The following is a 25,118-nucleotide window of genomic DNA, read 5'->3' on the forward strand; positions in this document are numbered from 1 at the left end:
CGACAAGCTCTATTTCACTGCTAATGATGGGGAAAATGGTAACGAATTATGGGTCACTGATGGCACCACAGAAGGTACTCAATTACTAGCAGATATTCGTCCTGGTAGTAGTAATTATGGCTATGTTTATGGTTCTTATGCTAGTGATTTTGTTGAATTTAACGACAAGCTTTATTTCACCGCTGATGATGGAGAAAATGGTCGAGAAATCTGGGTTACTGATGGCACTATAGAAGGCACTCAATTAGTTGCAGATATCCGTCCTGGCATTGACTTTAACATTTATCCGTATGGTTCTTATGCTGAGAATTTGACTGTCATTGGTGATGAATTATTCTTTAGTGCCGATGATGGGGAAAATGGTCGAGAACTATTTAAACTAACTGTTGAAGATCCCATTAACATTATTATTGGTAATAATCGAGCTAATAACCTGGTTGGTACAGACGGTGCAGATCGAATTGATGCCTTAGAAGGTAAAGATACCGTGGACGGTGGTGCTGGTAATGATATTTTGAATGGTGGAGATGGGAGAGATCTTCTCAATGGAGAAACTGGTTTAGATATTTTAGTTGGTGGAGGTGGCAGAGATACTTTGAATGGTGGTGCTGACGATGATACTCTTTTCGGTGAAAATGGCAGGGATAGTTTAACTGGTGGCACTGGAGATGACTTTTTATCGGGGGATAATGGCAAAGATACAATTGATGGCGGTGTTGGTTCGGATACTTTAGTTGGAGGAGATGGAGGAGACACATTTATACTAAGGTCTGGTGAAGGAGAAGATATAATTATTGATTTTCAAGTGAGGATAGATAGCATTGGTTTAGGAGGAAGTCTTGAATTTACCGATTTGATCCTTTCGGGAAATACAATTCAAGCTGGTGACGAACTATTAGCTACCCTTGATGGCATCAATACTGAAAATCTAACTTCTGATAGCTTTGTAACGATCTAGACCAATGATTTGTGGGAGATTTAGTATTTCTGAGTCTCCTTTTTTATTTCTACTTTTGACCCTACTGTGTCGCCCCTTCTATTAATAAATACTAAGGTTATTCTTTACTTAGACGATAATCTTTGATCTTGAGGGGAATTCTGACTTGATGTTTTTTTAAGCGATCGCTTGGATTAAAATCTAGAAGTTCCAAACTTTCTAATAAAGCATTTTCAATGGCAGGAGATCGATCCTCGGCTAACATCAATTGAAAATATTCAATAGATTGAGCATAATATTCTGCTGGCAAATTGTTACCAAGCAATAAACGAGTCAAGCGTCTGATAGCAACTAGACGTTTTAAAGGTTCTAGATCGCTTAAATCTGCTACCAAGCGATCGTATTCAGTTTCTATACTATTATCTTTTTTTTGTCGTAAAGACCAAAATAAAACCGATAGAGTAGTCAAACTAGCAATTCCTTGTAAAATCGCTCCCGTTGCCAACCATTGATTTTCCGCATCCGCCCAAATAGAAGCAGCCAAATAAGTGCAAAACGAACCTACCGCACCACTACCCACAGCTAAAATCAATTGACGATTCGAGCCTGCCAAAAATTTCTGCCATTTTTGCCAGTAGCTTTGCCAATAAGGATTTTGCAGTAAATAACTAAAACTCATTAAGCTCATTCCTACTGTAGTAGCTAGAAATAGTTTCCAATTCCAGCACCACAACAAGGCAACGATCGCAACTAGAATTAACCAGCCACTTATATTACGTAACTGCTTATCTTTTATCAATAAATTTAACGTTTTCTGTCGGCTAGAAAATGTTTTGGACACAGATATTCACCATTACCAATCACGCTCGGATAAGTTAGAGCATCACTACTCTATTGTCGATTGAGACTAAGATGTAACTCAGTAATACTACTCAATCTTGTTTACTTTTGCTAGTGTACTTTATTCCACCATCTACCGTAAGCCATTTGCATTAAACCTTACATCTCTATAAACATAGCGATCTAAAAAAATACCGAATATCATCGATCTTATAGATAAAAAAATTAAGTTCAGAATTTTAAAAAATGTCAGAAGCATTAATCGGCAATATTTTTGTTTATTCTCTAATTCCTGGAACGATCGCTTTAACTATATTTGAGAAAAAAGGTAGAAATGGTTTTCAAGGATTTTTATTGGGTGCATTGCTGAGTTATTTGGGAGTTGCGATCGCTTTATTTTTACCCAGTCAGAAAAAGAGCCTCAAAGAAAAGAAAAATCGACATATTGACGAAAGACAGAAAACTATCGGACTAATTAGAGGAACGATGAAAACCTGCACTAGTTGTGGTGAAATAGTAGACATGGATTTATTTGTCTGTCCCCACTGTCAAAAATATGCTTGATTACAATCAGGAATCTAAGGTGAAATTTTTATTTAGAGAAAGCAGCATAAAAAATCTCTCTTCCTTTCAAAGCTTAAAACTCTTGGTTTCAGACTGGAAGCGGTTTATTGTGATTTAAGAAAAAATTAATAATATGTTTAATAGATCCAGTTTTAGAAGAGGGAAAATGATTAAGATATACAATCAAAAATTTTCAAGCAATCATGGTTAAAACGCCAGACTGGGTAAAAAATAGCATTTTTTACCAAATATTTCCCGATCGCTTTGCCAAAGGAAAGGCTACCATCAAAGGACAGTGGGAAGCCTCTCAACACGAAGGTTGGGACGCTACCCCCACCTATCAAGGATACAAAGGAGGTAATCTCTGGGGAGTAATCGAAAAATTAGACTATTTGGTCGATTTGGGCATTAATGCCCTTTACTTTACGCCAATTTTTCAGTCTGCCTCCAATCATCGCTATCATACCCACGACTACTATCAAGTAGATCCTATGTTGGGGGGAAATGTTGCTTTTGATGCTTTGATTGAAGCTACTAAAAAAAGAGATATTAAAGTAGTGCTAGATGGAGTATTTAACCATGCCAGTCGGGGTTTTTTCTTTTTTAACGATATTCTAGAAAATGGCCCTAGTTCTCCTTGGTTAGATTGGTTTAAAGTTACTGCTTGGCCCCTATCCGCTTATGATGGCGCAAAACCAGCTAACTATGAAGGCTGGATCGGCGATCGCGCTTTACCCGAATTCAACCACGACAATCCTCAAGTTAGGGAATACATCATGCAGGTGGCAGAATACTGGCTGTATAAAGGGATTGATGGCTGGCGGTTAGACGTACCGAACGAAATTGATACTCCTGGATTTTGGCAAGAATTTCGCGATCGCGTTAAGGCGGTAAACCCCGAAGCCTATATTGTGGGAGAAATTTGGGGAGATGCTAGCCATTGGCTAGATGGTACTCAATTTGATGGGGTAATGAATTATCGTTTTACCGAACCTACTATTGCTTTTGCTGGAGGAGAAAATTACGATCCTAAATATTGTCAGCATGAACTTCGCCCCTATCCACCCATTTCAGGCAATGAATATGCCACCAGAATTAATGACTTACTCCAGTTATATGACTGGGAAATCCAACAGACACAATTGAACCTTCTAGACAGCCACGATACTCCTAGAATGATTACGACAGTAGGAGAAGATAAAAGTAGTTTTATTCTTTCTACCTTATTGTTAATGACTTTTCCAGGCACGCCGAGTATTTTTTATGGAGATGAAGTCGGCTTAGGAGGAGGCAAAGATCCTGATTGTCGTCGTGGTTTTCCCAAAACTGAAAAATGGGATGTGGAAATTCTCAAAATCTATAAAGAATTAATTGCTCTGCGTCATCAATATGCTGCTTTACGAACGGGTAAATATAAAATTCTTTATGCCAATGAAACTATTTATGTCTTTGCTCGTATTTTAGAAGGTGAAGAAGTAATTGTTGCAGTTAACGTCGGTAAGGAACAATCGGTAGTTACTTTTGCCGTGACAGAATTGCAATCTCACCCCGATAATCTTGCCTGGGGTTCGGGAAGATTGGCTTGGCACAACAATCCCGAAGATCGCCAGTTAGAAATTACCATCCCTGCTAGAAATGGGTTGATAATTATCTAACTTATTAGCAATCGGCAAAAAAACAAGGAATTAAATTTCTTTACCCGTTAAAGCGACTGTCGAGGGTGCACGACTACTTATCTAACTCTAGCCAGTTTTTTCCCCTGCAAAAGCCTGATAGTCTAGGCTAGTTAATAGAAATGAATCGAGGAGCAAGACTCTATGTTAGACCAACAGGCAAAAAAAACAATGTTACGCAAAATCCCTCACGGATTGTATATCTGTGGCGTTAAAGAGGGAGAAGAAATGAATGGTTTCACTGTTAGCTGGTTAATGCAAGCTTCTTTTGAACCTCCTTTAGTAGTTAATTGCGTCAAAAAAGGAACTACTTCCCACGAAATGATTAAAAATACTCAAGTGTTTGCCATCAGCTTTTTAGAAGAAGGACAAAAAGATTTGGCAGCGTCTTTCTTTAAACCTAAAACTCGTGTAGGTAATAAATTTGAAGATGTAGAATTTTATGAGGGAGAGGCTACAGGTTGCCCAATTATTAAAGACTCTTTGGGTTATGTCGAATGTCAGGTAGTCGGTGCGGTGGAAAAAGGCGACCATACAGTATATGTAGGAGAAGTAATTGCTTCGGGCATTCACCGCGAAGGTAATCAGCTATTATTATCTAGTACTGGCTGGGAGTATGGCGGATAAATTAGCTATTCCTCCTACTTATTTTTGGTAAATGGGAATCCGTAATTTAGTTGTAAGAGTCTGTCATAAATTTGGCTTTTTTTCCTCAGCTGTTGATGTCAAACTCTTACTCCTTTATCTATAGCCATACCAAATAATTGCAGTTTATTGCATTTTCCGTCGTTTCCACGATCTAATAAATTTGGGAAATTTAGAGATCGCCGTAACCAAAAGACCGATCGCCAGGGCTGCTGCGAGAAAGGGTAAGACGATCGCCAAAATAGACAATACCCCAGAACTTAAGGCTTCGGTAGTAGCAACTAAAAAATTCCCCGTACCTCCCGTCATTCCTGTAGATGCCACTCTAGTCATAGCAGTAAAAGTTTCAATAATACCCGCCGTACCTCCACCAGCGATCGCAGCGATACTCCATTGCAGGAGAGGGTTAACATCCCCCAGATTAGCAGCAGTTAATAAAGTTCCCACGGCTACAGCAGTAGGGATTTCAATGGTATCTAAAAAATTATCGACTACAGGAATATAATATGCCAAAATTTCTACAATCGTAGCTATAGCTAGAGCGATCGCTGTGGGGTATGTCCCCACCCATTGAAAACCCGAAGCTAGTTCTAAGTCGCCATAAATAGAAGCTAAACTCATCACTAAAGGAGGGAGGAAAATTCTAAACCCAGAAGCTGCGCTGAGAGTAATTTCCAGACAAAGTGCCACAATAATTTCCATAAAATTAATACAATAATAATTATCTTTTTTAGTTTACGACTGCTTATATTATTGACGTAGTTAAGGGATTGTTTTGTTTCTCGAACGATCTAAGTGATATCTCAAGGCAATTTTCAATATCAAACAGCAAGTTAATAATGGTCGAATATCAAGTAGGAGGGAGTCTCAATTTTAATTCCTCTACCTATGTAACCAGAAAAGCAGATCGAGAACTTTATCAAGCATTATTAAAAGGAGAATTCTGCTACATATTTAACTGTCGTCAGATGGGTAAATCTAGTTTGCGAGTTCGAGTCAAAAACCGTTTAGAACAGCGGGGATATGCTTGTGTCTCCCTAGATATGACCAATATTGGCTCTCAAGCGATCGCGCCAATGCAATGGTACAAAAGCCTGGCATCAGAAATGTGGCGAGGTTTGGATCTGATGGGAAAAGTTTCTCTAAAAACTTGGTGGCAAGAACATTCCGATCTTTCTCCGATTCAACAACTTAATTTATTTATTAGCGAAGTAATCCTCACAGAAATTACCGCCGAAAAGATATTTATTTTTATCGATGAAATTGATAGTGTTTTAAGTTTAGATTTTGCTACGGACGACTTTTTTGCTTTAATCCGTTATTTCTATAATGCTAGAGCCGAAAATAAGCAATTCGACCGCCTCAGCTTTGCTTTATTTGGCGTAGCTACCCCAGGAGAATTAATTAGAGATTCCAGTCGGACTCCCTTTAACATCGGTCGGGCGATCGAATTGACTGGATTTACCGCCCAAGAAGCTCGACCGTTGATGTGTGGTCTGCAAGACGTATTTCAAAACCCAAAAGTAATTTTAGAAGACATTTTACATTGGACTGGGGGACAACCTTTCCTAACCCAAAAACTCTGTCAGTCAATCGTCAGTACGGTCAAAAATAATCCCTTTTGCCCTCTGCCTGGATACGATATAGAGTGGATTGAAAGTATCGTACAGGATAAAATTATTACTAACTGGGAATCCCAAGACGAACCAGAACATTTTAAAACAGTTCGCGATCGCTTGCTCAGAGAGGAACAAACCAGCAGTCGTCTGTTAGGATTGACCGAACAAATTCTAATTCAAGGTTCGATTCCCGCCGATGATAGTCCCGAACAAAGATTGCTATTGCTGACTAATTTAGTAGTTAAATCAAATCAGAAACTAGTAATTCGCAATCCAATTTATCAACAAATTTTTAATCTAGATTGGGTCTACCAACAATCAGATAAATTATGTCCCTACAGTAGAGAACTAAAATTTTGGGTGGCTTCTCAGTGTCAGGATCGCTCTCGTCTTTTGCGGGGTCAGGCTTTAGAAGACGCTCAAACCTGGGCTAATAACCACAACATCAGTCAAATAGAATATCAATTTTTGAATGCTTCTCAAGAGGAAGAACAGCAAGAATTACGTCAAACTCTAGAGTTTAAAAGACTCCAAGAAGTAGAAACTCGTCTGATTCAAGAACAAAAATTAGCCAAAACTCAAAGATTTTTATTGAGTACTGTGGGTGCAGCTTTGGCGATTTCTTCAATTTTGGGCATTACTGCCTATAGCAATTACCAACAAGCCAGAAACAACGAAATTAAAGCTGAAAATAATAAGCTACAGGCTTTGATAACTTCCGCAGAAAGTTTGTTTGATTCCGAACAACGTTTTGCTTCCCTGGTCGAAGCAATTAAAGCCAAACAAGATTTTAAAAAACTTAATAAAACTGACCCCGAAATCGCTTCGGGAATAGATTTAGCATTGCAACAAGCAGTTTATAATGCAAACGAAAAAAATACTTTTATCGATCACAAAGATATTGTTAACAGCGTTAGTTATAGCCCAGATGGCAACTTGATTGCGTCTGCAAGCTCTGATAATACAGTAAAAATTTGGCGGGCAGATGGCAAGCTACTTCATACGATTGAAGGACATCAAGATTCTGTAGTTGATGTGGCTTTTAGCCCCACCCAAGATTTGCTGGCTTCTGCTGGTGAAGATAATACAATCAGGCTGTGGAATCGAGAGGGAAAGCTAAAAAATACCCTCAACGGACATCGAGGTAGCGTACATCGGGTAGTTTTTAGTCCCCAAGGAGATAAAATTGCTTCTGCTAGTGAAGATAAAACTGTCAGATTGTGGAATAACAAAGGAGGCTTGATAAATGTCTTAGTCGGTCACAAGAAAGAAATTTTAGCGGTGGCTTTTTCTGCGGACGGTCAAATTATTGCGACGGGAGATCGAGGGGGCATTATCAAATTATGGGATACTTCAGGCAATATATTACATACCTTTACCGCTCACAAACTCCCCATTCGCGGTATCGATTTTAGTCCAGATGGTCAAACTCTAGTAACTGGTGGTGACGATAACACGGCTCGCATTTGGCAGTTGGATGGAAAATTAATCAAAATTCTCGCAGGATACGAAGCCCCAGTCACAGGGGTGAAGTTTTCTCCTGATGGCAGAATTATTGGTACTAGTAGTTGGGATAAGACAGTCAAACTTTGGTATCCTAATGGCACTTTGCATTCTATCTTGGCAGGACATCAAGGCAGAGTTTGGAGATTGGTCTGGTCTCCCGATGGTTCGACTGTTGCCACTGCAGGTTGGGATAATAAAGTCAAACTTTGGCAGATTGACGATCCTCTGGTTACTACTTTTTACGGACATAAAGCTAGTATTTTGAGCGTGGATTTTGCCCCCCAAGGAAATTATCTGGCTACGGCTTCCGACGATCGCACTGTCAAACTTTGGAAACTGGATGGTACTGTTGAAACCAACTTTCAAGGACACAATGCAGAAACCTACGAAGTTGCCTTTAGTCCCGATGGCAATTTACTCGCATCTACCAGTTTAGATCGGACGATTGAATTGTGGCGCAAGGACGGTAGTTTGCAACATACTTCCCTAGGACACAATGCTCCTGTCAGCGATGTTGATTTTTTCCAAGATGGTAAAAGTTTTATTTCCAGTGGCTATGATAAAACCATTCGATTTTGGCAATTAAAGCCATTTCTCAAGGGTATTACAGCAGTTTTGCAGCGAACTATTTTTGCTCATGAAGCTATTATTACAGATATTGATATTAGCCATGACGATCGCTTAATTGCTTCGGTCAGTCACGATCGCTATCTCAAACTTTGGCGTAGTGATGGCAGTCTAATTAATGAAATTCTTGCCGATAATACTGGATTGCGATCGGTTTCTATTCATCCCGAACGACCAATTATTGCGACTGCTGGCAAAGAACAAAATATAAAATTATGGAATTCTCAAGGAGAATTGATTAGAACCATTGAAGGTCACTCGGCAATAGTTTTAGATGTGGAGTTCAGTCCCGATGGTAGCAAAATAGCCTCTGCTAGTGCTGACAATACAATTAAAATTTGGGATTTGCAAGGTAAATTATTAACTACTTTGCGGGGACATCGCGGTCGCGTCTGGAATGTGGCGTTTAGTCCTGACGGTAAAAAGTTAGCCAGCGTTTCGGAAGATAAATTAGTCAAGCTGTGGGATTTAGAACACATTCTCAATCTAGATCCTCTTACTTATGGTTGCAATTGGATTGAGGACTATCTCAAAACTAATTCTCGCGTTCGAGAACAAGAAAATAGCGATCTTTGTCAATAAAAAAACATCTAAAAAAAGACAGGTGTTTAAACCTGCCTTGATTTGTTATTTAATTTCAGCTAAATAAATTAGAAGTTCATTTCTGCTGCTTGAACTCTTTCTACTTGTTTCTTCTTAACAACTAGTAGAATTTGGCAAATCATGATACCGCCTACAAAAGCCATCAAACCACCAATACGAGCGGGACTTTGTAGCACAACTTCCGCATCCATTTGACCGAAACCACCAACGTTAGGATTGTTAGTTAAAGCTTCGCCAGCAGCGATTTCTTGACCTTCCGCTACGATTAATTCTGGGCCTGCGGGGATAGCATCGGTGACAGTACCATCAGCAGTATCGATCGTCACTTCGTAACCACCAGTTTCTTGGGATGCGATCGCAGCAATCGTACCAGCAGCAGAAGCTTTAATCTGGTTGTTGTTGCTAGCTTCTCCAGTAGGATAGACTTGACCGCGTCCGCGGTTAGCACCTAGGTGAACTGCATATTTACCAAAGTTGATGTTTTTATCAGTTTTGGGATCGGGAGATAGTACGGGGAAAGTGATCTCTTGATATTGGTCTCCAGGTAGAGGACCAACGATGACTACGTTTTCTTCACCTTCTTTGTACTGTTGGAAATATACACCGCCAACTTCTTCCTTCATTGACTCAGGAATGCGGTCTTCGGGAGCGATTTTAAATCCTTCAGGTAACATCAATACCGCACCAACGTTTAAACCCCCTTTAGAACCGTCTCCTAGCACCTGCTGACTTTCAAGGTCATAAGGAATTTTAACTACAGCTTCAAATACAGTATCGGGTAGAACAGATTGAGGAATCTCAACTTCTGCTGGTTTTTCTGCTAAGTGACAGTTAGCACAGACAATTCTACCCGTAGCTTCTCTAGGAGTTTCGGGTGCGGTTTGTTGCGCCCAAAAAGGATAAGCAGCAGCAGATTGGGAAACTGCCAAGTCACTGGCGAAGAAAATAGCTACAGTCGCGATCGCAACTACAGCAGATTTAGCAATTACAGCCTTGGCAAAGTTTAATACTGCCAATGGTTTTAGTGTTCTCATTTGTTTTGTCAACAATCTCAAAAAAATTAATAGAGATGAATAATATTTGGTATGGAGCAAAAAAAGTTGTTGTTTATTTTATGTCCAGTAAGGCTTATCACCAGTACGGAAATCAGTTTCAGTCCATTGGGTAAAGACTAATTTATCGTCTTTTTCTTCAGCATTAACCAATGCCAAAGATAGAGGCGCAGGACCTCTAACTACTTTACCTGTCTCGTCATATTGAGAACCATGACAAGGACACATAAATTTGTTTTCACTAGCATTCCAAGGTACGACGCAACCTAAGTGAGTACAGACAGCATTGATACCGTAGTTACGTAGAGTTGAATCTCCTTCAATCACAACATAAGTAGGATCGCCTTTCAAACCTTGAGCCAAAGTGCGATCGCCTGCTTGATGAGTTGCTAAAAATTCGCTGACAATGATGTCATTACCCAATGCGTCTTTAGCAGTTACACCACCACCAGCACCGCCACCAGTGTTGGGAATGAAATAATTTACTACTGGATATAAAGCTCCCAAGGCTACTCCTGTGATTGAGCCAAAAGTGAGCAAATTCATAAATTGTCTGCGTCCCATGTCGGGGACGTTATTGTCCTCGTTGGGAACATTACCAGAAACTTGAGCCATAACTATAGATTAATTGTATTTTTTTCTAAAGGTAGGATAATGACTGGGAGATCTCTAAAGTCTTTCTAGTTAAAAGAATTTATTTAGTTCTCCTATCTTAAAACTTGCGTAGATTATACGGTTAAGTTTTACCAAGAGTGATAACCAAAAATTGATTTGGCGCGACGACCTCTCAAACTTTACTTTATACGCAATATGAACCAATGTATTAAATTATTACAGAGAACGAGTCTGCATTCCACCCAGAGTTAGTTTCTTTTTTTTTACAAATAAATATTAAAAATTATGACAGGCAAACAATTACACCAACTTTTGCTCGAAAAATGGGGCTGTTCCTACGACGTACAGTTAAGAAAAGTTAAAGGTAAAATCTTCGTGCAGGTAATGTGGAAATATTTGGAACAAGCTTCTTTCCCCCTTTCTCCCCAACAATATACCGAAAATCTCAATGCGATCGCCAACTATCTCAATGAATGGAATGGTGTAGAGCAGTTTCAATCTTTTATCAACCAAACTCGCGAACGTCCTCGGTTGGGTAAAGCCGTTAGCATTCAACTTGATTTGGGCGAACGCAGTTCGGAATGGATTTTGGAATAGTGCTTTGTCAATCAATTAATGGGTCGTACCTCTTGGCTGACTGACCGTCCTCAAGGATTTCCTGGAGCGATCGCCTTTGTGACTCCTAACTTCTGTAGGGGCGCGACTGGTCGCGCCCCTACCTTAACTCTTCTTAAGATCGGTTAACAATTATTCTTCTAAGATTGCGGACTGTGGGAAACCACAAACCCTAAAATGAATAAACGTTATTCTATTCATTCGAGGACAATAATGACGGTCGCACAAGAACGAAAACATCATCTCGAAGTAACAACCAACGGCTTGCCCAATATTTGCGGTTGGGAGTCAGAAATTACCTCTGTGGTAAATCAAGAGCGATCGATATTTCTCAACGACAGCAACATCGACATTTCCCAAGTTAATGCTGGTTTTGCTTGCGCTTTACATATGCACCAGCCAACTATTCCCGCAGGGGTGGATGGCGGATTGATTAGCAATCTTCAAAATATGCTCGACAATCCCCACGATGGAGATAATCACAACGGAGAAGTGTTTGCTTGGTGCTATAAACGCATGGCAGACTGGATACCCGAACTAGTAGTCAATGGTTGCAATCCCCGCATTATGCTCGACTATTCGGGAAATCTGCTTTGGGGCATACAGCAGATGGGACGTAACGATATTTTAGACAATCTGAAAAAAATTGCTTGCGATCCGCAATACTATCCCTATGTCGAGTGGTTGGGAACAATGTGGAGTCATGCAGTAGTTCCTTCTACTCCCATTCCCGATCTTAAATTGCAAATTCAGGCGTGGCAACATTACTTTGCAGCCATGTTTGGTTACGATGCTTTGGCGCGAGTTAAAGGCTTTTCTCCTCCAGAAATGCACCTACCCAATCACCCCGATACTCTTTATGAATATATTAAAGCTCTTAAAGAGTGCGGTTACCGTTGGTTGTTGGTACAAGAACATTCTGTAGAAAGACTAGACGGCTCTGGCTTGCACCACGACGATAAATATATTCCCAATCGTTTGGTAGCTCGGAATTCTAAGGGAGAAACTATTAGTATTACTGCTTTAATTAAAACCCAAGGTTCGGATACTAAATTGGTAGCTCAAATGCAACCCTATCACGAAGCTAAGGGCAGAGGCAGACAGCAAATCGGCAATATTTCCGTTCCTAGTTGCGTCAATCAAATCGCTGATGGCGAAAATGGCGGGGTAATGATGAACGAATACGCTCGCGATTTCCAACCTGTATGGTACGAACTTAAAGACAATTCCCACATTGTTGGCTTAAACGGTACGGAATATCTAGAATTAATCGAAGCTGCGGGAGTCAATCCCGATGACTATCCTACTTGCCAAGCTGTCGGACAACATAAAATTTGGCAGGAAGTAGATCCCGATACAGCCACCAGTGAAAAAGTAGAACAAGCGATCGCTCGCTTGCAAGAGACAGACCATCAATTCCATATGGATGGGGCATCTTGGACGGACGATTTGAGTTGGGTTAAGGGTTATGAAAATGTACTCGAACCCATGAATCAATTAAGTGCCATGTTTCACAAAAAATATGATCCTCTTGTGGCAAGCGATCCTACCATTACCAGAACTAAAGAATACCAAGAAGCATTGCTCTATGTAATGTTGGTGGAGACTAGTTGTTTTCGCTACTGGGGACAGGGTACTTGGACGGAATACGCCAGAGAATTATTCCGTAGAGGAGAAGCTTTGTTAAAAGACTAAGTTAGATATTACCAGTGGGGTGGGCATTGCACTAAAGTATATGGGTCGCGGCTTGTCCTCGTATGGGGATATCCTTTAGGACTAGCTTCGCGTCGCCCGCCTTGCACAATATCTCTTGTAAAATGCGATCGCCTGAGTAATTAACCTCAGTTCGAGATAAGAGTATTGACTAGTTAAGGTAGCTATTAGTTTTTAGTGAAGGACTAAAAACTAAAAACTAAAAACTAAAAACTAAAAACTAAAAACTAATAACTAATAACTAATAACTAGAGCGATCGAAACGACTATAACTATGGCTCAAAAGTTGGTATTGATGGATCATGATGGTGCGATCGATGATTTCTTATCTATGATTTTGCTGATGACGATGAGGGAAGTCGAACCCATAGGCATAGTAGTCACTCCAGCCGACTGTTATCTCGAAGCTGCAACAAATGTCAGTCGCAAGATATTAGACTTGATGCAATGTAACAATATTACCGTCGCCAAAAGCACTGTAAGGGGTATCAATCCTTTTCCCCCAGATTTTCGTCGCGACTGCACGATTATCGATCATTTTCCCATTCTCAACGAAGGGGATGAGATCGCCACACCCTTAGCAGAAACAACAGGGCAACAATTTATTATCCAACAGTTACAGAATGCACCCGCACCAGTAACTTTGATGGTGACAGCACCTCTAACGACAGTAGCAGAAGCGATCGCAATAGAACCCAAGATTATTGAAAAAATTGCCGAAATTGTTTGGATGGGAGGAGCGTTAACCGTTGGGGGAAACGTCCAAAAAGGCTATGCTTTAGAACACGATGGTACTGCCGAATGGAATGTATTTTGGGATGCGATCGCAGCCAAGCAAATTTGGTCTACTAATATTCCCATTATTCTATGTCCTTTGGATCTCACTAACAACGTTCCCGTAACTCCGCAGTTTATTCGTACTCTAGCCAAACAACGCAGATATCCCATCTCAGATTTAGTAGGCTTGTGTTATTCTCTGGCTATTCCCCAAGATTATTACTGCTGGGATATCTTAGCGACGGCATATTTAGCTCGTCCAGAATTGTATCGAGTAGAAGAAAAAGAAACAGACATCATTACTACTGGTGCGAGTCAAGGAAGAACTGTTCTTAAATCTGGTGGTAGAAAGATTAAGGTAATGACCGAAGTAGATAAACCAGAGTTTTATCAGTATTTATTGCAACAGTTTGCTAGATAGATTTAGTTAGTTTTTAGCAATGCGATCGCTAAATTTGATGACAAATAAAAATGTTATATTATTTGTTATAACAGAATTGACTTGGGTAAAAATCGTGAAATTAAAAGTAACTACGGTTGGCAATTCAACTGGGGTAATTCTGCCCAAAGAACTCCTCGAAAAGCTACGCATCGGTAAGGGTGACACTCTTTATGTCACAGAAACACCGAGAGGAGTCGAACTTAGTGCTTATGATGAAGAATTTGTCAGTCAAATGGAAATCGCAGAATCAATTATGCGCGAAGATCGTGACGTGCTAAGGAAATTAGCCGAATGATTGCACCTGTTTGGGTAAATGAAGCAGTAGTAATTGCTATTCACCGCCGTCAATTAGCAGAACATGGCGGTAGCGACGGAATTAGAGATCGGAGATTATTGGAATCAGCATTATATAGACCAAAGAACCAATTTGCTTACGGTAATCCAGGTATTTTTGATTTAGCAGCAGCTTATGGATATGGCATTGCTAAAAACCACCCTTTTATAGATGGAAACAAGAGAACAGCTTACGTTGTCATGGGAACTTTTCTTAAATTAAATGGCTACGATCTCAAAGCATCAACTTTAGAAAAATATCGGGTATGGATGCAGTTGGCGGATAGTCAAATAGACGAGACTGATTTGGCTAAGTGGCTTGAATTAAAGTCAGTAGAAGTAAAATAGCGATCGCACTAGGCTTAATGTGCAATCTTAAGATTATTCTGTATGGAATAGATATACACAAAAATATTGATGTAGCATTAGTTATGCTATGGAATTGCAAAGTTAAGCTTTCCAGAAGCTCAGCACATTGTAGGAATAGCCACAGAAACCAGTGTGTTGGGGAAAGAAGGTCGATCTGAAGATTTTATTCATGTAGATGTTACAGAATGGACACCTGAAGATGAAATACAAGCAAAAAAAATTGAAGAAGAACTAAAATTATCAGAGGACTTAACACTTTTTACTGCGCTTTTCACATGGGTAGACCACATAATTAAACTTTAAAAACTAAGAACTAAGAACTAAGAACTAAAAACTACGAACTAGTAAATTTTCCCAGAGAGCTATTCAACTGAAAACGGCTGTAAGTTTCATGATGATGAATATCCCGCCGATTTAATCTAATTTAAACATTCAACTCATTCATGAATTCTGCTTCAGACACCCATTCATCATCTACTTTAGCTAGTTTGACAGATTCTACAAATCCTGGAATTGATTGTAAGTAGAGTGTCTCTTGTATGCTGTCCCAGTCATCCTCAGAAATTAGCACCCCATCGCCTTTGGGAAAAGTAATAATGCAAGGTTTGCTTTCTTGATTGACTTGTTCTAAAAGCTTCAATAAGTTAGCTCTAGCTTGGCTAGCATTATGAATATCCATAATTCGATCTTAGGAGTTGTACATTTTATAGTACTAGTTTTAAAAGTTAGTTTGCTCTTTCCCAAAACCCAAATATAGATTTATTAGTGAGATAACTAATGCCAAAACAAACTATTAAACTGCTGGATTACAAACAGGAAAAAGCATCAAATAGTATTGTCCCCAATCCTGCGATTCTTGCTAGTAGTGGCTGGAAAGATCTTCATCTAGAATTTCATCAACAGCCTCAATTTGAAACCATCGAACATCAACATACAATGCACGTTATTGCTTGTGGCGTGGGCGATTCAGTAGCTTCAGGAGAGCGATCGCTTGATGGGAAAATTCGGCAAGAGAGAAGAAATCGCGGCGATATTGCGATTATTCCTGCGGGTATTGCACATTTGTGTAACTGGAATACTGCTGCGAAGTTTGGTATTTTGGCGATCCAACCAAGATTATTACAAGAAGTCGGTCAAGGTTTAGTGGATTGCGATCGCCTGACTCTCATACCTCAGTTTATGGATCGAGGAGATATTCTGATTGAGGGGATTTTTGCGGCGTTAAGAGAGGAATTACAGACTAATCAAATGGGCGGTAGTTTGTTGGTAGATAATCTGAAAACTACTTTAGCCATTCATTTATTACGTAAATATTGTTCGACAAAACCCAAACTATCTAGCTATGAAGACGGTTTGTCGTCGTTAAAGCTAAAAGAAGTTAGAGAATATATTGACGCCAACCTCGATCGCAATTTAAAAATAGTCGAACTAGCAAAGATCGCGCAAATTAGCCCGTATCATTTTATCCGTTTGTTTAGAAAAAGCCTCGGTAAAACTCCCTATCAATACATCTTGCAGCGTCGTATCGAGAAAGGAAAATATTTGCTACAACACAGTCAATTAAGTGCGGAAGAAATTGCAGCTAGCTTGGGATTTTGCGATCGCAGTCACTTCGCTAAATATATCAAACGTTTTACGGGATTGACCCCAAAACAATTACAAACGCGATCGCAATAATTTACTCAAATCGAGCAAGTTTTTTCTAGAATCTGGCAAACTGCGAATTCTAAACTAGCAGCAGTAGACAAGAGTTAACCAGATAAATCGTGAGTAAGATTGAAATTAAAACCAGCTACGTCCAAATACCAAATCGAGACTTAAAGATCGATGCTTATCTAGCGCAACCAGTCAAAGCAGGAAAAAAAGCTGCTGTCATTGTTTTTCAGGAAATTTTCGGCGTTAATCAGAATATTAGGGAAATTGCCGATTTAATTGCTCAACAGGGCTATATTGCGATCGCGCCTGCCATGTATCAACGAATTGCGCCAGGTTTCTCTCGCGACTTTAGCCCAGAAGATTGCGGTTATAGTCCCGAAGCCTATGAAATCGGCGTGCAATATTTTCAACAAGTGCGATATCGAGAAATATTTAGCGATATTAAAGCGACAATTGCTTATTTAAAAACACTCGATATTGTTAAACATAAAGCGATCGGCTGTATCGGTTTCTGTTTTGGCGGTCATATTGCATACATGGCAGCAACTTTGCCCGACATCAAAGCTACCGCTTCATTTTATGGTGGTGGTATTGCCACCTCTAGCTATGGCGAAGAGACGCCAACTCTTAATCTGACTTCTCAAATTCAGGGTACTATTTATCTGTTTTATGGCAATAGGGATCATTTGCTATCTCAGGAAGAAACACAACACATCGAAGCAGAATTACAAAAACAGAAGATAAAGCATCATATCTTTCGTTATGATGCTGGACATGGATTCTTTGCTAGCTTTTTTCAAGATAAGTATCCATTTATCAAACAACATCCTAGTTTTAATTTTGAAGCTGCTTCTCATGCTTGGCAACAGGTATTGGAATTATTTGAAAATAATTTATACTAAGTTTTTCTTGACCAGAGAAATTTTCTTTCCGATTCCTTAATTGGCACATCGTTAATACTGGCTTCGCGACGCATCATCAAACCGTTTTCGGCAAATTCCCAATTCTCGTTACCGTAGGCCCGATACCAAAAACCGCCGTCATCATGCCATTCGTATTCAAAACAAACAGAGATACGATTTTCTCTAAAACTCCAGAGTCGCTTTTTGAGACGATAGTCTAATTCTTTTGCCCACTTGCGACGCAAGAAAGCAACAATTTCTTCTCTACCGTTAATGAATTCGGCACGATTGCGCCATTGGGAATCTACGGTATATGCTAGGGCTACTTTTTCGGGGTTGCGGGTATTCCAAGCATCTTCTGCACCCTGTACTTTAGCGGTAGCGGTTTCTAAATTGAAAGGTGGGAATGGTGGTTTGCTTTCCATAATTAATTTAGGAATGAATAATGAGTAATTAGTAATTAATAAAGTACTCAAATGAAATAAATAACTAGTTTCGCGATCGCTAAGATTTTTTTAAATTATTTATGAAACAACCCAAGTTCGATACTGAAGGAATAGATTGCAAGACATTTTTTCCCCTGTTATATTCATTTCACAGACTTTGAAGAATGTTGTCAGACAGCCGATTTGTGTTCTCGTATGATTCAATCGGAAGAACTATTACATAAGGCAATAACTTTATCTGAAGCCAACGAATATTGGGATTGGGATTAATAATTTCAAAGATTTTGTAGGGTGGGCAATGCCCACACTACGGTGTTACCATTTCTTGTAAGGTAGGAATTTACCACACATAGTAATCTTGACGCGATCGCCTTTAGGATCGGGTACTTTGTCAACTTCAATGGAAAAATCGATCGCACTCATAATTCCATCGCCAAATTTTTCGTGAACTACTGCTTTCACGGGCATTCCGTATACTTGCATGATTTCATAGAAGCGATAAATTAAAGGATCGGTGGGGATTTGAGGTTCTAAAGATCCTTTGAGGGGAGGTACGGTCAGAATTTCTGCCATCGATTCGGGCAAACCTAATGTAGTGACGATTTTGGTGGCTTCGTCCATGTCTGCGCTAGCTTGACGGTAAATCACCGATGCGATCCAAGTTTCATCTCTGCCGACGGCTTTTTCTAGATCTTCAAAAGTAACGCCTTTTTCTTTTTTAGCTGCTAATAGCTTTTCGGTAATTTCTGCGATTGCCATAATTTAATTCCTCTTGCTGAATGTTAGTAGTTAATCGTTAATCGTTAGTCGTTCGTTGTATCTAATCACCTCTTCTCCTAGTCCCCCAGTCTCCCCGTCTCCCAACCCTGACAGATCGATTTTGTTAGCAAGTTATTTGATCCTCGCCTCCTCAACTGCCCTAGTTTCGCGATACAAATGATCTTCCATCTCTTGTTTTAACTTGAGGTATTCGGGATGGTTTTCGACGGTAGTGCGATCGCGAGGACGGGGGAAGGGTACTTCTAATACTTCGTCGATTCTGGCTGCGGGACCTTTGGTCATCATGATGATGCGATCGGACAGCAGTAAGGCTTCGTCGATGCTGTGGGTAATCATGATGGCGGTTTTGCGCTGTTGTTCCCAAATACGCTCGATTTCGTCTTGAAGGAAACCGCGAGTTAAGGCATCCAACGCCCCAAAAGGTTCGTCCATCAAGAGAATCTGGGGATTTATCGCTAATGCCCTGGCTATGCCTACCCGTTGTCGCATCCCCCCCGATAGTTCGTGGGGATGTTTCTTTTCTGCTCCCGTTAAGCCCACCAGTTGAATATTTTCTTTGATGATGCGCTTTTGTTGTTTTTCGGGCATTTTGGGAAACACGGTTTCCACAGCAAACTTAATATTGTCTTGCACTGTCATCCAAGGCATCAGGGCATAGTTTTGGAAAACCATACCGCGATCTGGCCCTGGTTTATCTACGATCTGTCCGTTAATTCTGACTTCCCCGCCACTGGCAGAACTCAAACCCGCAATAATATTAAGCAGGGTAGACTTGCCACAACCCGAAGGCCCAATTATTGAGACAAAGGTATTGTGTTCGATATCTAGGTTTATATCTTCGATCGCCACAAAGTCAGAACTTGCCTGTCCCGTTAGTTTATTCAGCCAACCTTTACGACCAGGAAAAACTTTGGCAATATTACGCAAGGATATTTGAGCATTGCTAGGATCGGTAGACACGATATTTTTATTGGGTAAAAAAGATGTACTCACTATCTTCCGAATGAAACTAATTTTTCTATGTAGGCAAAGATTTGGTCGAGAACGATACCGACGATACCGATGATAAAGATGGCTACTAAAATGTTGGGAATATAAAGGTTATTCCACTCGTTCCAAATAAAGTAACCCAGTCCCGTACCTAGTAGCATTTCCGCAGCTACAATTACCAGCCAAGAGATACCCATACTGATCCGCAAGCCTGAGATGATATTAGGCAAGGCAGCAGGAATAATGACTTTAAAGATCGTCCGCCAACGGGATGCACCCAATGTTTTGGAAACGTTGAGATAGCTAGAATCTACATTGGCTACGCCAAAAGCTGTGTTAGTTAGGGTAGGCCAAATACTGGCTATGGTAATAATAAAAATGCCCGTTAATTCCGAGTCGCGGAATAGATATAGACCTATGGGCAACCAAGCTAAAGGGGATACGGGCTTGAGAAGTTGGAAGTAGGGGTTAAAAGCTTTGAATGCTACTTCCGAAATTCCCACCAATATTCCTAGGGGTACGGCAATAATTGAAGCTAGAGTATAACCAATGGCTACCCGTCTCAAGCTAATCAATAAATTCCAACCAATTCCCAAATCATTCGGGCCATTATCGTAGAAAGGATGAGTCACCCAATACCACAATTCCTTGATGGTCAGAGATGCAGTAGGCACGCCCTTAGCAAACCATTTCATATTTGCCCCAACTTCCCAAAATAGAAGAAATATGCCCAAGGACAACAAGAAAAGCAACAATGCTTTTACATTATCGTTCTCTAGTAACCCGTTATCTTTTTGACTTTTAATTACTCGTTCTCGAACTGCTGTCATTTCATTTATCATTTATCAGTTAACATTTATCAGCAATCGCCAAGCATTTAGTAATGTTCGCCCTCGACAATAACCTCAAGATCGTACACCTCCGTAACGGTTTTGTACCACAAGGGCATAACACCTCGCAATGTTCAATGCTCAATGTTTAATATTCAATGACTAAACGCCGTATTTTTTAATTTGTTCGTCTACATACGCCTGGGGATTGGCGGGATCGAATTCATCGAATTCTAGGGTTTCTGTGCGATAAATCTCGGTGGGAGGAGTCTGACCGACTTCTTGGGCTAATTCTCTCGCCAAATCGGTCATAAAGACTTCTTTACCTACTTCTTCGTATTTACCATCAGCGATCGCCGTTTTAACCTTACCATCTCCCTGTAAGTCCCAACGCACTAGTTGAGAAGAGATCCAGTTAGCAAAACTCTGCCAGGGATAGGGGTCGAAATCGATGCGATCGGGTATGCTCAAGCTATTGCCCAAACCATCGTCAAAGTTACCCGTTAAGACTGCTTCGACCACTTCTACAGGTTGGTTGAGAAATGCTCTCTCCGAGATCGCCTTAGCAATTTCAACGCGGTTAGCAGGATCGCTAGCGTAGCCCGCAGCCTCAATAATCGATTTGTTTAATGCCCTGAAGGTATTGGGGTTAGCATTAATCCAGTTGTCGCTAGCTGCGAAGGCACAACAAGGATGTCCTGGCCATAATTCTTTAGTTAGTTTGTGGATAAAGCCTGCTTCTTCAAAAACTGCTCTTTGATTAAAGGGATCGGGCATTAAATATGCGTCGATGTCTCCCGCTACCAACTGGGCGATACTATCTGGTGGTGGTACAGCGCGAATTTTCACATCTTTGTCGGGGTCGATGCCGCCAGTGGCTAGGTAATAGCGCAACAACAGGTTGTGCATCGAATAGGGGAAAGGCACGCCGATATTAAAACCTTTAAAGTCAGCAGGGCCATTGATTTGACCTTTATATTTGTTAGCAACAGTAATTGCCTGTCCGTTGATATTTTCGATACTAGCCAGCTTGACTCCAAAGGAAGCCGAACCCAAACCTAAGGTCATGGCAATGGGCATCGGTGCAAGCATATGGTAAGCATCTAGTTCTCCTGCGATCGCCGAATCTCGAACTGCCCCCCAGCTAGGCATTTTAACTACTTCTGCATTGAAGCCGTATTTCTGATAAAACCCTAAGGGTTCGGACATAATAATCGGCGTAGCGCAGGTAATGGGAATAAATCCAATTCTGAGGTCTGTTTTTTCTAGATTGCTAGTATCGACCGGGGCAGCAGAATCATCTACTGCAGGATCGTCTCCTTGATTGGGGGCGCAATTGGTTAGGGAAACTAAAGCAGCACCCACCGCCAAATTCTTCAGGAAGCGACGGCGACTAAACTGGCTGTTGCGAACATCGCCAAAAAATTCACCCGCCTTCTGTCCAAAAGCAGCAGCAAAAGCATTTTCAATACCCCCTGCTTGTTTGCAAAGTTCTAAAACTAATTTTTCTCGTTTGGGGTCGCCTTTTCCTGCAACTTTTAACAGTAAAGTCTTTCTCAAATCCGCAGCGTTGACCGCATCTGCCATTTTAAGGGCATTAGGTTGATAAATCCCCATTTTAACCAGGTCGTCAATCATTTCCACTGGATCTTGAGGCATATCTGCCATGAATTTCCAGTGGTCGTCACTCATATGAAAGCCACCGCAGACAGTGCAGGTCGAACTCAATTCGCTCAAACTTCCTGAAGTCTTGAGAAGATCCTGCATTTTATTTTTATTACTATTTGTAGTGAATACCATGATTCGATTCTCTAATCTGAGTTGTTAATATTTTTAGTAATAATTGCTACTTATCTATAAAAACATGGGGTTTGAGTAAAATGCTCGATTCCATATTTGCTAATATTCTTATCTTGCCCATCAAGCATTGCCAAATCATTTAACTAAGAGATATACGCTACTAACTAAGAGCCTATTGTGAATTTGGTATTGATGCTTAGACAATAAATTATCACAACTTTAACTAATAAAACATTGGATTTATTTTTGTGAAAATATAACTTTTATTAGCTTTTAAAGTTAAAAATATTGCAGTGAATAAATTATATATTTGAAGTGACCATAAAAATATTAAAACAGTAAAAATTATAACAGAATTATTACTTCAACTTTAGTACCTTTATTTTCTTTGCTGGTAACTTTGATTTCTCCACTTAATATGTTCGCGAACTTTTTCACGATATGTAAGCCCAGTCCAGTACCAGGAATATTACTAACATTCTTTCCTCGATGAAATGGTTCAAAAATAAGTTTTTTATCTCTTTGAGGTATACCAATACCTCGATCTTCAATCGCCACTATTAAGCGATCGCTTTGAAGATTTAGATCGAGCTTAATTTCTGCGCGATCGGCAGAATATTTAACCGCATTAGAGAGTAAATTAATAATAATCGATCTTAGCAATCGACCATCTAGTTTTACTTTTAAATTAGGACTATTCGAGTTAAATATAATTGGATTATTATCATTAGTTTGCTCGAACTCGCTAATAATTCCCTGGCAAAATTCCACTAAATCGATCCAATCACTAGCTAAATCAATTTTTTCATTATCGATCTTACTGATTACTAATAATTCGTCAGTCATTTGAGTCATGCGATCGATATTTGCTTTAATATCCAATAGATATTCATCTTTTTTATTAGCAGAAAGTTTTTGAGTATAGCGTCTTAAAGAAGATACTAAAAAAGAAATATTATTCAAAGGATTGCGAAACTCATGACAGACCATTCCGACAAAACGAGAACGAACTTCATTTAATTGTTTTAACTGTTGGTTGGCTTGGCTTAATTCTTCAGTACGTTGCGCTACTCTTGCTTCTAACTCTTCATTCGCCTGTTGTAATAGTGATTCGCTTAGTTTTCGTTCGGTAATATCGCGAAAAGTAACTACCGCCCCAATTAACTTTCCTTTCTCATCGTGCATTGGCGTACTAATATATTCAACGGGAAAACTAGTGCCATCTTTACGCCAAAAAACTTCATTTTCTACCCGTCTTACTTTGCCATCCTTAAAAGCAGCATAAATCGGACAATCTTCTCTGGGATAGTGAGTTCCATCGCATTTAGAATGATGCAATATCTTGTGCATCGATTTACCTACTAGATCGTCCATATCCCAACCAATAATATCGGCAGCAGCAGGATTGACAAAGGTAACATTTCCACTCGTATCTAAACCATAAATACCTTCCCCTACAGAGTTAAGAATTAACTGATTTTGCCGACGCAGATTAGCAAGTTCGATATCTGTTTGATTCGATCTTTGATTCACAAATTCCTTTTGATTTTTACTAAGAACAAAAATATTTTATTGTTTACTGGATGGAAAAGAAAACATTAATAATAAATATCCCACAATCAAAAAAATATAAAACGGAAAGGTTAAAAATAAATCAAACTTTCCTGACAACTGAATTTTATGGGCTGTAGATAAAAGATTAGATTCCACTTTTATATACTGCCCAAATGCACCAACTGTTCCTACCAGTAGACCTGCATATCTATATTTCAAATAATCTATTTGCCAATCATAACTTTTGAATAAAAAGATAAATGAAGCTAATATCGAAGCTAAAAAAGCAAATATAGGTAAGACTAAAAATTGATACCACTGATAATTAAATAAAAAAAAAAATAGAATAATTAATAAGAAAAATAAAAATCCTATAAAATACATAGCTTGAGCTATGGATGCAATGATAGTCATCTCAGAATTCAAAGTATCATCATGCAAAAAACTAAATAGAGGATTTTGAGTAACATAAGCTCTAATGATTAACAAGAACAAACTCAAAATCAAGCAAGAACAGATAACAATACCTGCAATAATATATTTTTCTGTCATTTGTAATTTCTCAATAAATCAAACACATACAATAAAGATTGATGATTGCTTTTACCGCCAAAAATAATATCCCAATATTCAAAACAGATAATAATTAACTAGGCTTACACAGTAACAATAAAATTATAAGTTAGGGAGTCACTGCGTTGCGGATGTTCTACCCGTTTTAGAAAGTGACGTTTGACAAATGAAATCCAACAAAGAGCAAAGTTTTGTTGGGTAATACCATTTCTCCTTGAAGTTGCACTTAATCTTATTAAGATTTTGTTTCTCGCAAAGGCGTTTACCCCGAGCCAAATGGGGCAAGCCCAGATCGGTGTGCTGGGCAAAGGCGCAAAAGAAGAATTTTTTATTTAGTGCATTGTTATAGAGAATTGGTATTACGCTGTCACTAACCCAACCTACTAGCGCGTCCACTTACAAAGAATATAAACAAAAATAGATGTCAATGTAGATCGTTAAAATAATCAGAATTTAGAATATGTTCCTTTTCCCCTTTACCTTTAACCAATCTCTAAAGATTTATTAACCAGCAACTGTCTAAAGTCTCTTGTATCTTTTGCTACTATTCACGATCGCATTCAAGTATTTAGTATATATATTCTGTTGCGATGGTTCGAGTAAGTAAAAATGACTACAATCCTAATTATTGAAGATGAAAAACAAACCAAAAAAGTC

26 protein-coding genes are annotated in these 25,118 nt (G+C 39.5%); 14 read left to right on the plus strand and 12 right to left on the minus strand.

The window, feature by feature from the left end:
• Positions 1–958: ELWxxDGT repeat protein (locus tag AC33VI_RS07130; RefSeq protein ID WP_491781572.1), on the plus strand; the 958-nt coding region annotated here is incomplete at its 5' end.
• A gap of 97 nt (positions 959–1,055) precedes the next feature.
• Here AC33VI_RS07130 and AC33VI_RS07135 read toward each other — a convergent pair.
• A complete protein-coding gene (locus tag AC33VI_RS07135) occupies positions 1,056–1,778 on the minus strand; it encodes an ATP synthase subunit I (protein WP_491781573.1) in 723 nt (240 codons plus the stop codon).
• 245 nt (positions 1,779–2,023) lie between these two features.
• Between AC33VI_RS07135 and AC33VI_RS07140 the strand changes: the two genes are divergently transcribed.
• From AC33VI_RS07140 to AC33VI_RS07150, 3 genes are all read left to right on the plus strand, one after another.
• Positions 2,024–2,341 carry a hypothetical protein gene (locus AC33VI_RS07140; RefSeq protein WP_491781574.1) on the plus strand — a complete coding sequence of 106 codons (318 nt, stop codon included), beginning with the start codon at positions 2,024–2,026 and terminating at the stop codon, positions 2,339–2,341.
• 200 nt (positions 2,342–2,541) lie between these two features.
• A complete protein-coding gene (locus tag AC33VI_RS07145; protein WP_491781594.1) occupies positions 2,542–3,996 on the plus strand; it encodes a glycoside hydrolase family 13 protein in 1,455 nt (484 codons plus the stop codon).
• Positions 3,997–4,158: 162 nt separating this feature from the next.
• The gene (locus AC33VI_RS07150; RefSeq protein ID WP_491781575.1) at positions 4,159–4,641 is read left to right on the plus strand and encodes a flavin reductase family protein; all 483 of its coding nucleotides are present in this window, start codon (positions 4,159–4,161) and stop codon (positions 4,639–4,641) included.
• 144 nt (positions 4,642–4,785) lie between these two features.
• On the opposite strand, the gene AC33VI_RS07155 is transcribed toward AC33VI_RS07150, so the two are convergent.
• The gene (locus tag AC33VI_RS07155) at positions 4,786–5,361 is read right to left on the minus strand and encodes a DUF4126 domain-containing protein (protein ID WP_491781576.1); all 576 of its coding nucleotides are present in this window, start codon (positions 5,359–5,361) and stop codon (positions 4,786–4,788) included.
• Between the two features lie 137 nt (positions 5,362–5,498).
• Between AC33VI_RS07155 and AC33VI_RS07160 the strand changes: the two genes are divergently transcribed.
• Positions 5,499–8,993, plus strand: coding sequence for a WD40 domain-containing protein (locus tag AC33VI_RS07160; protein WP_491781577.1), 3,495 nt, complete (start codon positions 5,499–5,501; stop codon positions 8,991–8,993).
• A gap of 68 nt (positions 8,994–9,061) precedes the next feature.
• On the opposite strand, the gene petA is transcribed toward AC33VI_RS07160, so the two are convergent.
• Positions 9,062–10,048 (minus strand): cytochrome f, encoded by a 987-nt coding sequence (petA, locus tag AC33VI_RS07165; RefSeq protein WP_491781578.1) that lies wholly within the window; start codon positions 10,046–10,048, stop codon positions 9,062–9,064.
• Positions 10,049–10,126: 78 nt separating this feature from the next.
• The gene (petC, locus tag AC33VI_RS07170) at positions 10,127–10,681 is read right to left on the minus strand and encodes a cytochrome b6-f complex iron-sulfur subunit (RefSeq protein ID WP_491781579.1); all 555 of its coding nucleotides are present in this window, start codon (positions 10,679–10,681) and stop codon (positions 10,127–10,129) included.
• A gap of 285 nt (positions 10,682–10,966) precedes the next feature.
• Here petC and AC33VI_RS07175 point away from each other — a divergent pair, with 285 nt between their 5' ends.
• From AC33VI_RS07175 to AC33VI_RS07205, 7 genes are all read left to right on the plus strand, one after another.
• Complete coding sequence (locus tag AC33VI_RS07175) at positions 10,967–11,278, plus strand: DUF3067 family protein (RefSeq protein ID WP_491781580.1); 312 nt, start codon at positions 10,967–10,969, stop codon at positions 11,276–11,278.
• 18 nt (positions 11,279–11,296) lie between these two features.
• A complete protein-coding gene (locus tag AC33VI_RS07180; protein WP_491781581.1) occupies positions 11,297–11,425 on the plus strand; it encodes a hypothetical protein in 129 nt (42 codons plus the stop codon).
• Between the two features lie 84 nt (positions 11,426–11,509).
• Entirely contained in the window at positions 11,510–12,991 is a 1,482-nt protein-coding gene (locus tag AC33VI_RS07185; RefSeq protein ID WP_491781582.1) for a glycosyl hydrolase family 57, read from the plus strand.
• Positions 12,992–13,283: 292 nt separating this feature from the next.
• Positions 13,284–14,207 (plus strand): nucleoside hydrolase, encoded by a 924-nt coding sequence (locus tag AC33VI_RS07190; RefSeq protein ID WP_491781583.1) that lies wholly within the window; start codon positions 13,284–13,286, stop codon positions 14,205–14,207.
• Between the two features lie 94 nt (positions 14,208–14,301).
• Positions 14,302–14,523 (plus strand): AbrB/MazE/SpoVT family DNA-binding domain-containing protein, encoded by a 222-nt coding sequence (locus AC33VI_RS07195; protein WP_491781584.1) that lies wholly within the window; start codon positions 14,302–14,304, stop codon positions 14,521–14,523.
• Entirely contained in the window at positions 14,520–14,909 is a 390-nt protein-coding gene (locus tag AC33VI_RS07200) for a type II toxin-antitoxin system death-on-curing family toxin (RefSeq protein WP_491781585.1), read from the plus strand. The genes AC33VI_RS07195 and AC33VI_RS07200 overlap by 4 nt, the downstream gene beginning before the upstream one ends.
• 153 nt (positions 14,910–15,062) lie before the next feature.
• Positions 15,063–15,233 carry a hypothetical protein gene (locus AC33VI_RS07205; protein ID WP_491781586.1) on the plus strand — a complete coding sequence of 57 codons (171 nt, stop codon included), beginning with the start codon at positions 15,063–15,065 and terminating at the stop codon, positions 15,231–15,233.
• A 121-nt stretch (positions 15,234–15,354) separates the two neighbouring features.
• Here the strand turns inward: AC33VI_RS07205 and AC33VI_RS07210 are convergent, their stop codons facing one another.
• Entirely contained in the window at positions 15,355–15,609 is a 255-nt protein-coding gene (locus AC33VI_RS07210) for a type II toxin-antitoxin system Phd/YefM family antitoxin (protein WP_491781587.1), read from the minus strand.
• A gap of 98 nt (positions 15,610–15,707) precedes the next feature.
• Between AC33VI_RS07210 and AC33VI_RS07215 the strand changes: the two genes are divergently transcribed.
• Positions 15,708–16,607 carry a helix-turn-helix domain-containing protein gene (locus AC33VI_RS07215; protein WP_491781588.1) on the plus strand — a complete coding sequence of 300 codons (900 nt, stop codon included), beginning with the start codon at positions 15,708–15,710 and terminating at the stop codon, positions 16,605–16,607.
• 89 nt (positions 16,608–16,696) lie between these two features.
• Complete coding sequence (locus tag AC33VI_RS07220; RefSeq protein ID WP_491781589.1) at positions 16,697–17,488, plus strand: dienelactone hydrolase family protein; 792 nt, start codon at positions 16,697–16,699, stop codon at positions 17,486–17,488.
• Here AC33VI_RS07220 and AC33VI_RS07225 read toward each other — a convergent pair.
• The 7 genes from AC33VI_RS07225 to AC33VI_RS07255 form a co-directional block, all read right to left on the minus strand.
• Positions 17,485–17,913: a nuclear transport factor 2 family protein gene (locus tag AC33VI_RS07225; protein WP_491781590.1), complete on the minus strand. Its 429-nt coding sequence runs from the start codon at positions 17,911–17,913 to the stop codon at positions 17,485–17,487. The genes AC33VI_RS07220 and AC33VI_RS07225 overlap by 4 nt on opposite strands.
• Before the next feature lie 336 nt (positions 17,914–18,249).
• Positions 18,250–18,693 (minus strand): cyanase, encoded by a 444-nt coding sequence (cynS, locus tag AC33VI_RS07230; protein WP_491781591.1) that lies wholly within the window; start codon positions 18,691–18,693, stop codon positions 18,250–18,252.
• A 132-nt stretch (positions 18,694–18,825) separates the two neighbouring features.
• Positions 18,826–19,710: an ABC transporter ATP-binding protein gene (locus AC33VI_RS07235; RefSeq protein ID WP_491781595.1), complete on the minus strand. Its 885-nt coding sequence runs from the start codon at positions 19,708–19,710 to the stop codon at positions 18,826–18,828.
• A complete protein-coding gene (ntrB, locus tag AC33VI_RS07240) occupies positions 19,707–20,534 on the minus strand; it encodes a nitrate ABC transporter permease (RefSeq protein ID WP_491781596.1) in 828 nt (275 codons plus the stop codon). Before ntrB ends, AC33VI_RS07235 begins: the two co-directional genes overlap by 4 nt.
• 162 nt (positions 20,535–20,696) lie before the next feature.
• Complete coding sequence (locus AC33VI_RS07245; protein WP_491781597.1) at positions 20,697–22,226, minus strand: CmpA/NrtA family ABC transporter substrate-binding protein; 1,530 nt, start codon at positions 22,224–22,226, stop codon at positions 20,697–20,699.
• A 453-nt stretch (positions 22,227–22,679) separates the two neighbouring features.
• Positions 22,680–23,867, minus strand: coding sequence for a PAS domain-containing sensor histidine kinase (locus AC33VI_RS07250; RefSeq protein ID WP_491781592.1), 1,188 nt, complete (start codon positions 23,865–23,867; stop codon positions 22,680–22,682).
• A 36-nt stretch (positions 23,868–23,903) separates the two neighbouring features.
• Positions 23,904–24,440 (minus strand): hypothetical protein, encoded by a 537-nt coding sequence (locus tag AC33VI_RS07255; RefSeq protein WP_491781593.1) that lies wholly within the window; start codon positions 24,438–24,440, stop codon positions 23,904–23,906.
• Positions 24,441–25,118: the final 678 nt, after the last annotated feature.

The organism is Waterburya sp., assembly GCF_058530065.1.

Coding starts and splice junctions, on each gene's coding strand:
- AC33VI_RS07180 (WP_491781581.1), top strand. CDS start 11,297: ATGGGTCGTACCTCTTGGCTGACTGACCGTCCTCAAGGATTTCCTGGA.
- AC33VI_RS07225 (WP_491781590.1), bottom strand. CDS start 17,913: ATGGAAAGCAAACCACCATTCCCACCTTTCAATTTAGAAACCGCTACC.
- AC33VI_RS07255 (WP_491781593.1), bottom strand. CDS start 24,440: ATGACAGAAAAATATATTATTGCAGGTATTGTTATCTGTTCTTGCTTG.
- AC33VI_RS07150 (WP_491781575.1), top strand. CDS start 4,159: ATGTTAGACCAACAGGCAAAAAAAACAATGTTACGCAAAATCCCTCAC.
- AC33VI_RS07185 (WP_491781582.1), top strand. CDS start 11,510: ATGACGGTCGCACAAGAACGAAAACATCATCTCGAAGTAACAACCAAC.
- petA (WP_491781578.1), bottom strand. CDS start 10,048: ATGAGAACACTAAAACCATTGGCAGTATTAAACTTTGCCAAGGCTGTA.
- AC33VI_RS07200 (WP_491781585.1), top strand. CDS start 14,520: ATGATTGCACCTGTTTGGGTAAATGAAGCAGTAGTAATTGCTATTCAC.
- AC33VI_RS07160 (WP_491781577.1), top strand. CDS start 5,499: ATGGTCGAATATCAAGTAGGAGGGAGTCTCAATTTTAATTCCTCTACC.
- cynS (WP_491781591.1), bottom strand. CDS start 18,693: ATGGCAATCGCAGAAATTACCGAAAAGCTATTAGCAGCTAAAAAAGAA.
- AC33VI_RS07155 (WP_491781576.1), bottom strand. CDS start 5,361: ATGGAAATTATTGTGGCACTTTGTCTGGAAATTACTCTCAGCGCAGCT.
- AC33VI_RS07245 (WP_491781597.1), bottom strand. CDS start 22,226: ATGAGTGACGACCACTGGAAATTCATGGCAGATATGCCTCAAGATCCA.
- AC33VI_RS07140 (WP_491781574.1), top strand. CDS start 2,024: ATGTCAGAAGCATTAATCGGCAATATTTTTGTTTATTCTCTAATTCCT.
- petC (WP_491781579.1), bottom strand. CDS start 10,681: ATGGCTCAAGTTTCTGGTAATGTTCCCAACGAGGACAATAACGTCCCC.
- ntrB (WP_491781596.1), bottom strand. CDS start 20,534: ATGACAGCAGTTCGAGAACGAGTAATTAAAAGTCAAAAAGATAACGGG.
- AC33VI_RS07215 (WP_491781588.1), top strand. CDS start 15,708: ATGCCAAAACAAACTATTAAACTGCTGGATTACAAACAGGAAAAAGCA.
- AC33VI_RS07210 (WP_491781587.1), bottom strand. CDS start 15,609: ATGGATATTCATAATGCTAGCCAAGCTAGAGCTAACTTATTGAAGCTT.
- AC33VI_RS07190 (WP_491781583.1), top strand. CDS start 13,284: ATGGCTCAAAAGTTGGTATTGATGGATCATGATGGTGCGATCGATGAT.
- AC33VI_RS07175 (WP_491781580.1), top strand. CDS start 10,967: ATGACAGGCAAACAATTACACCAACTTTTGCTCGAAAAATGGGGCTGT.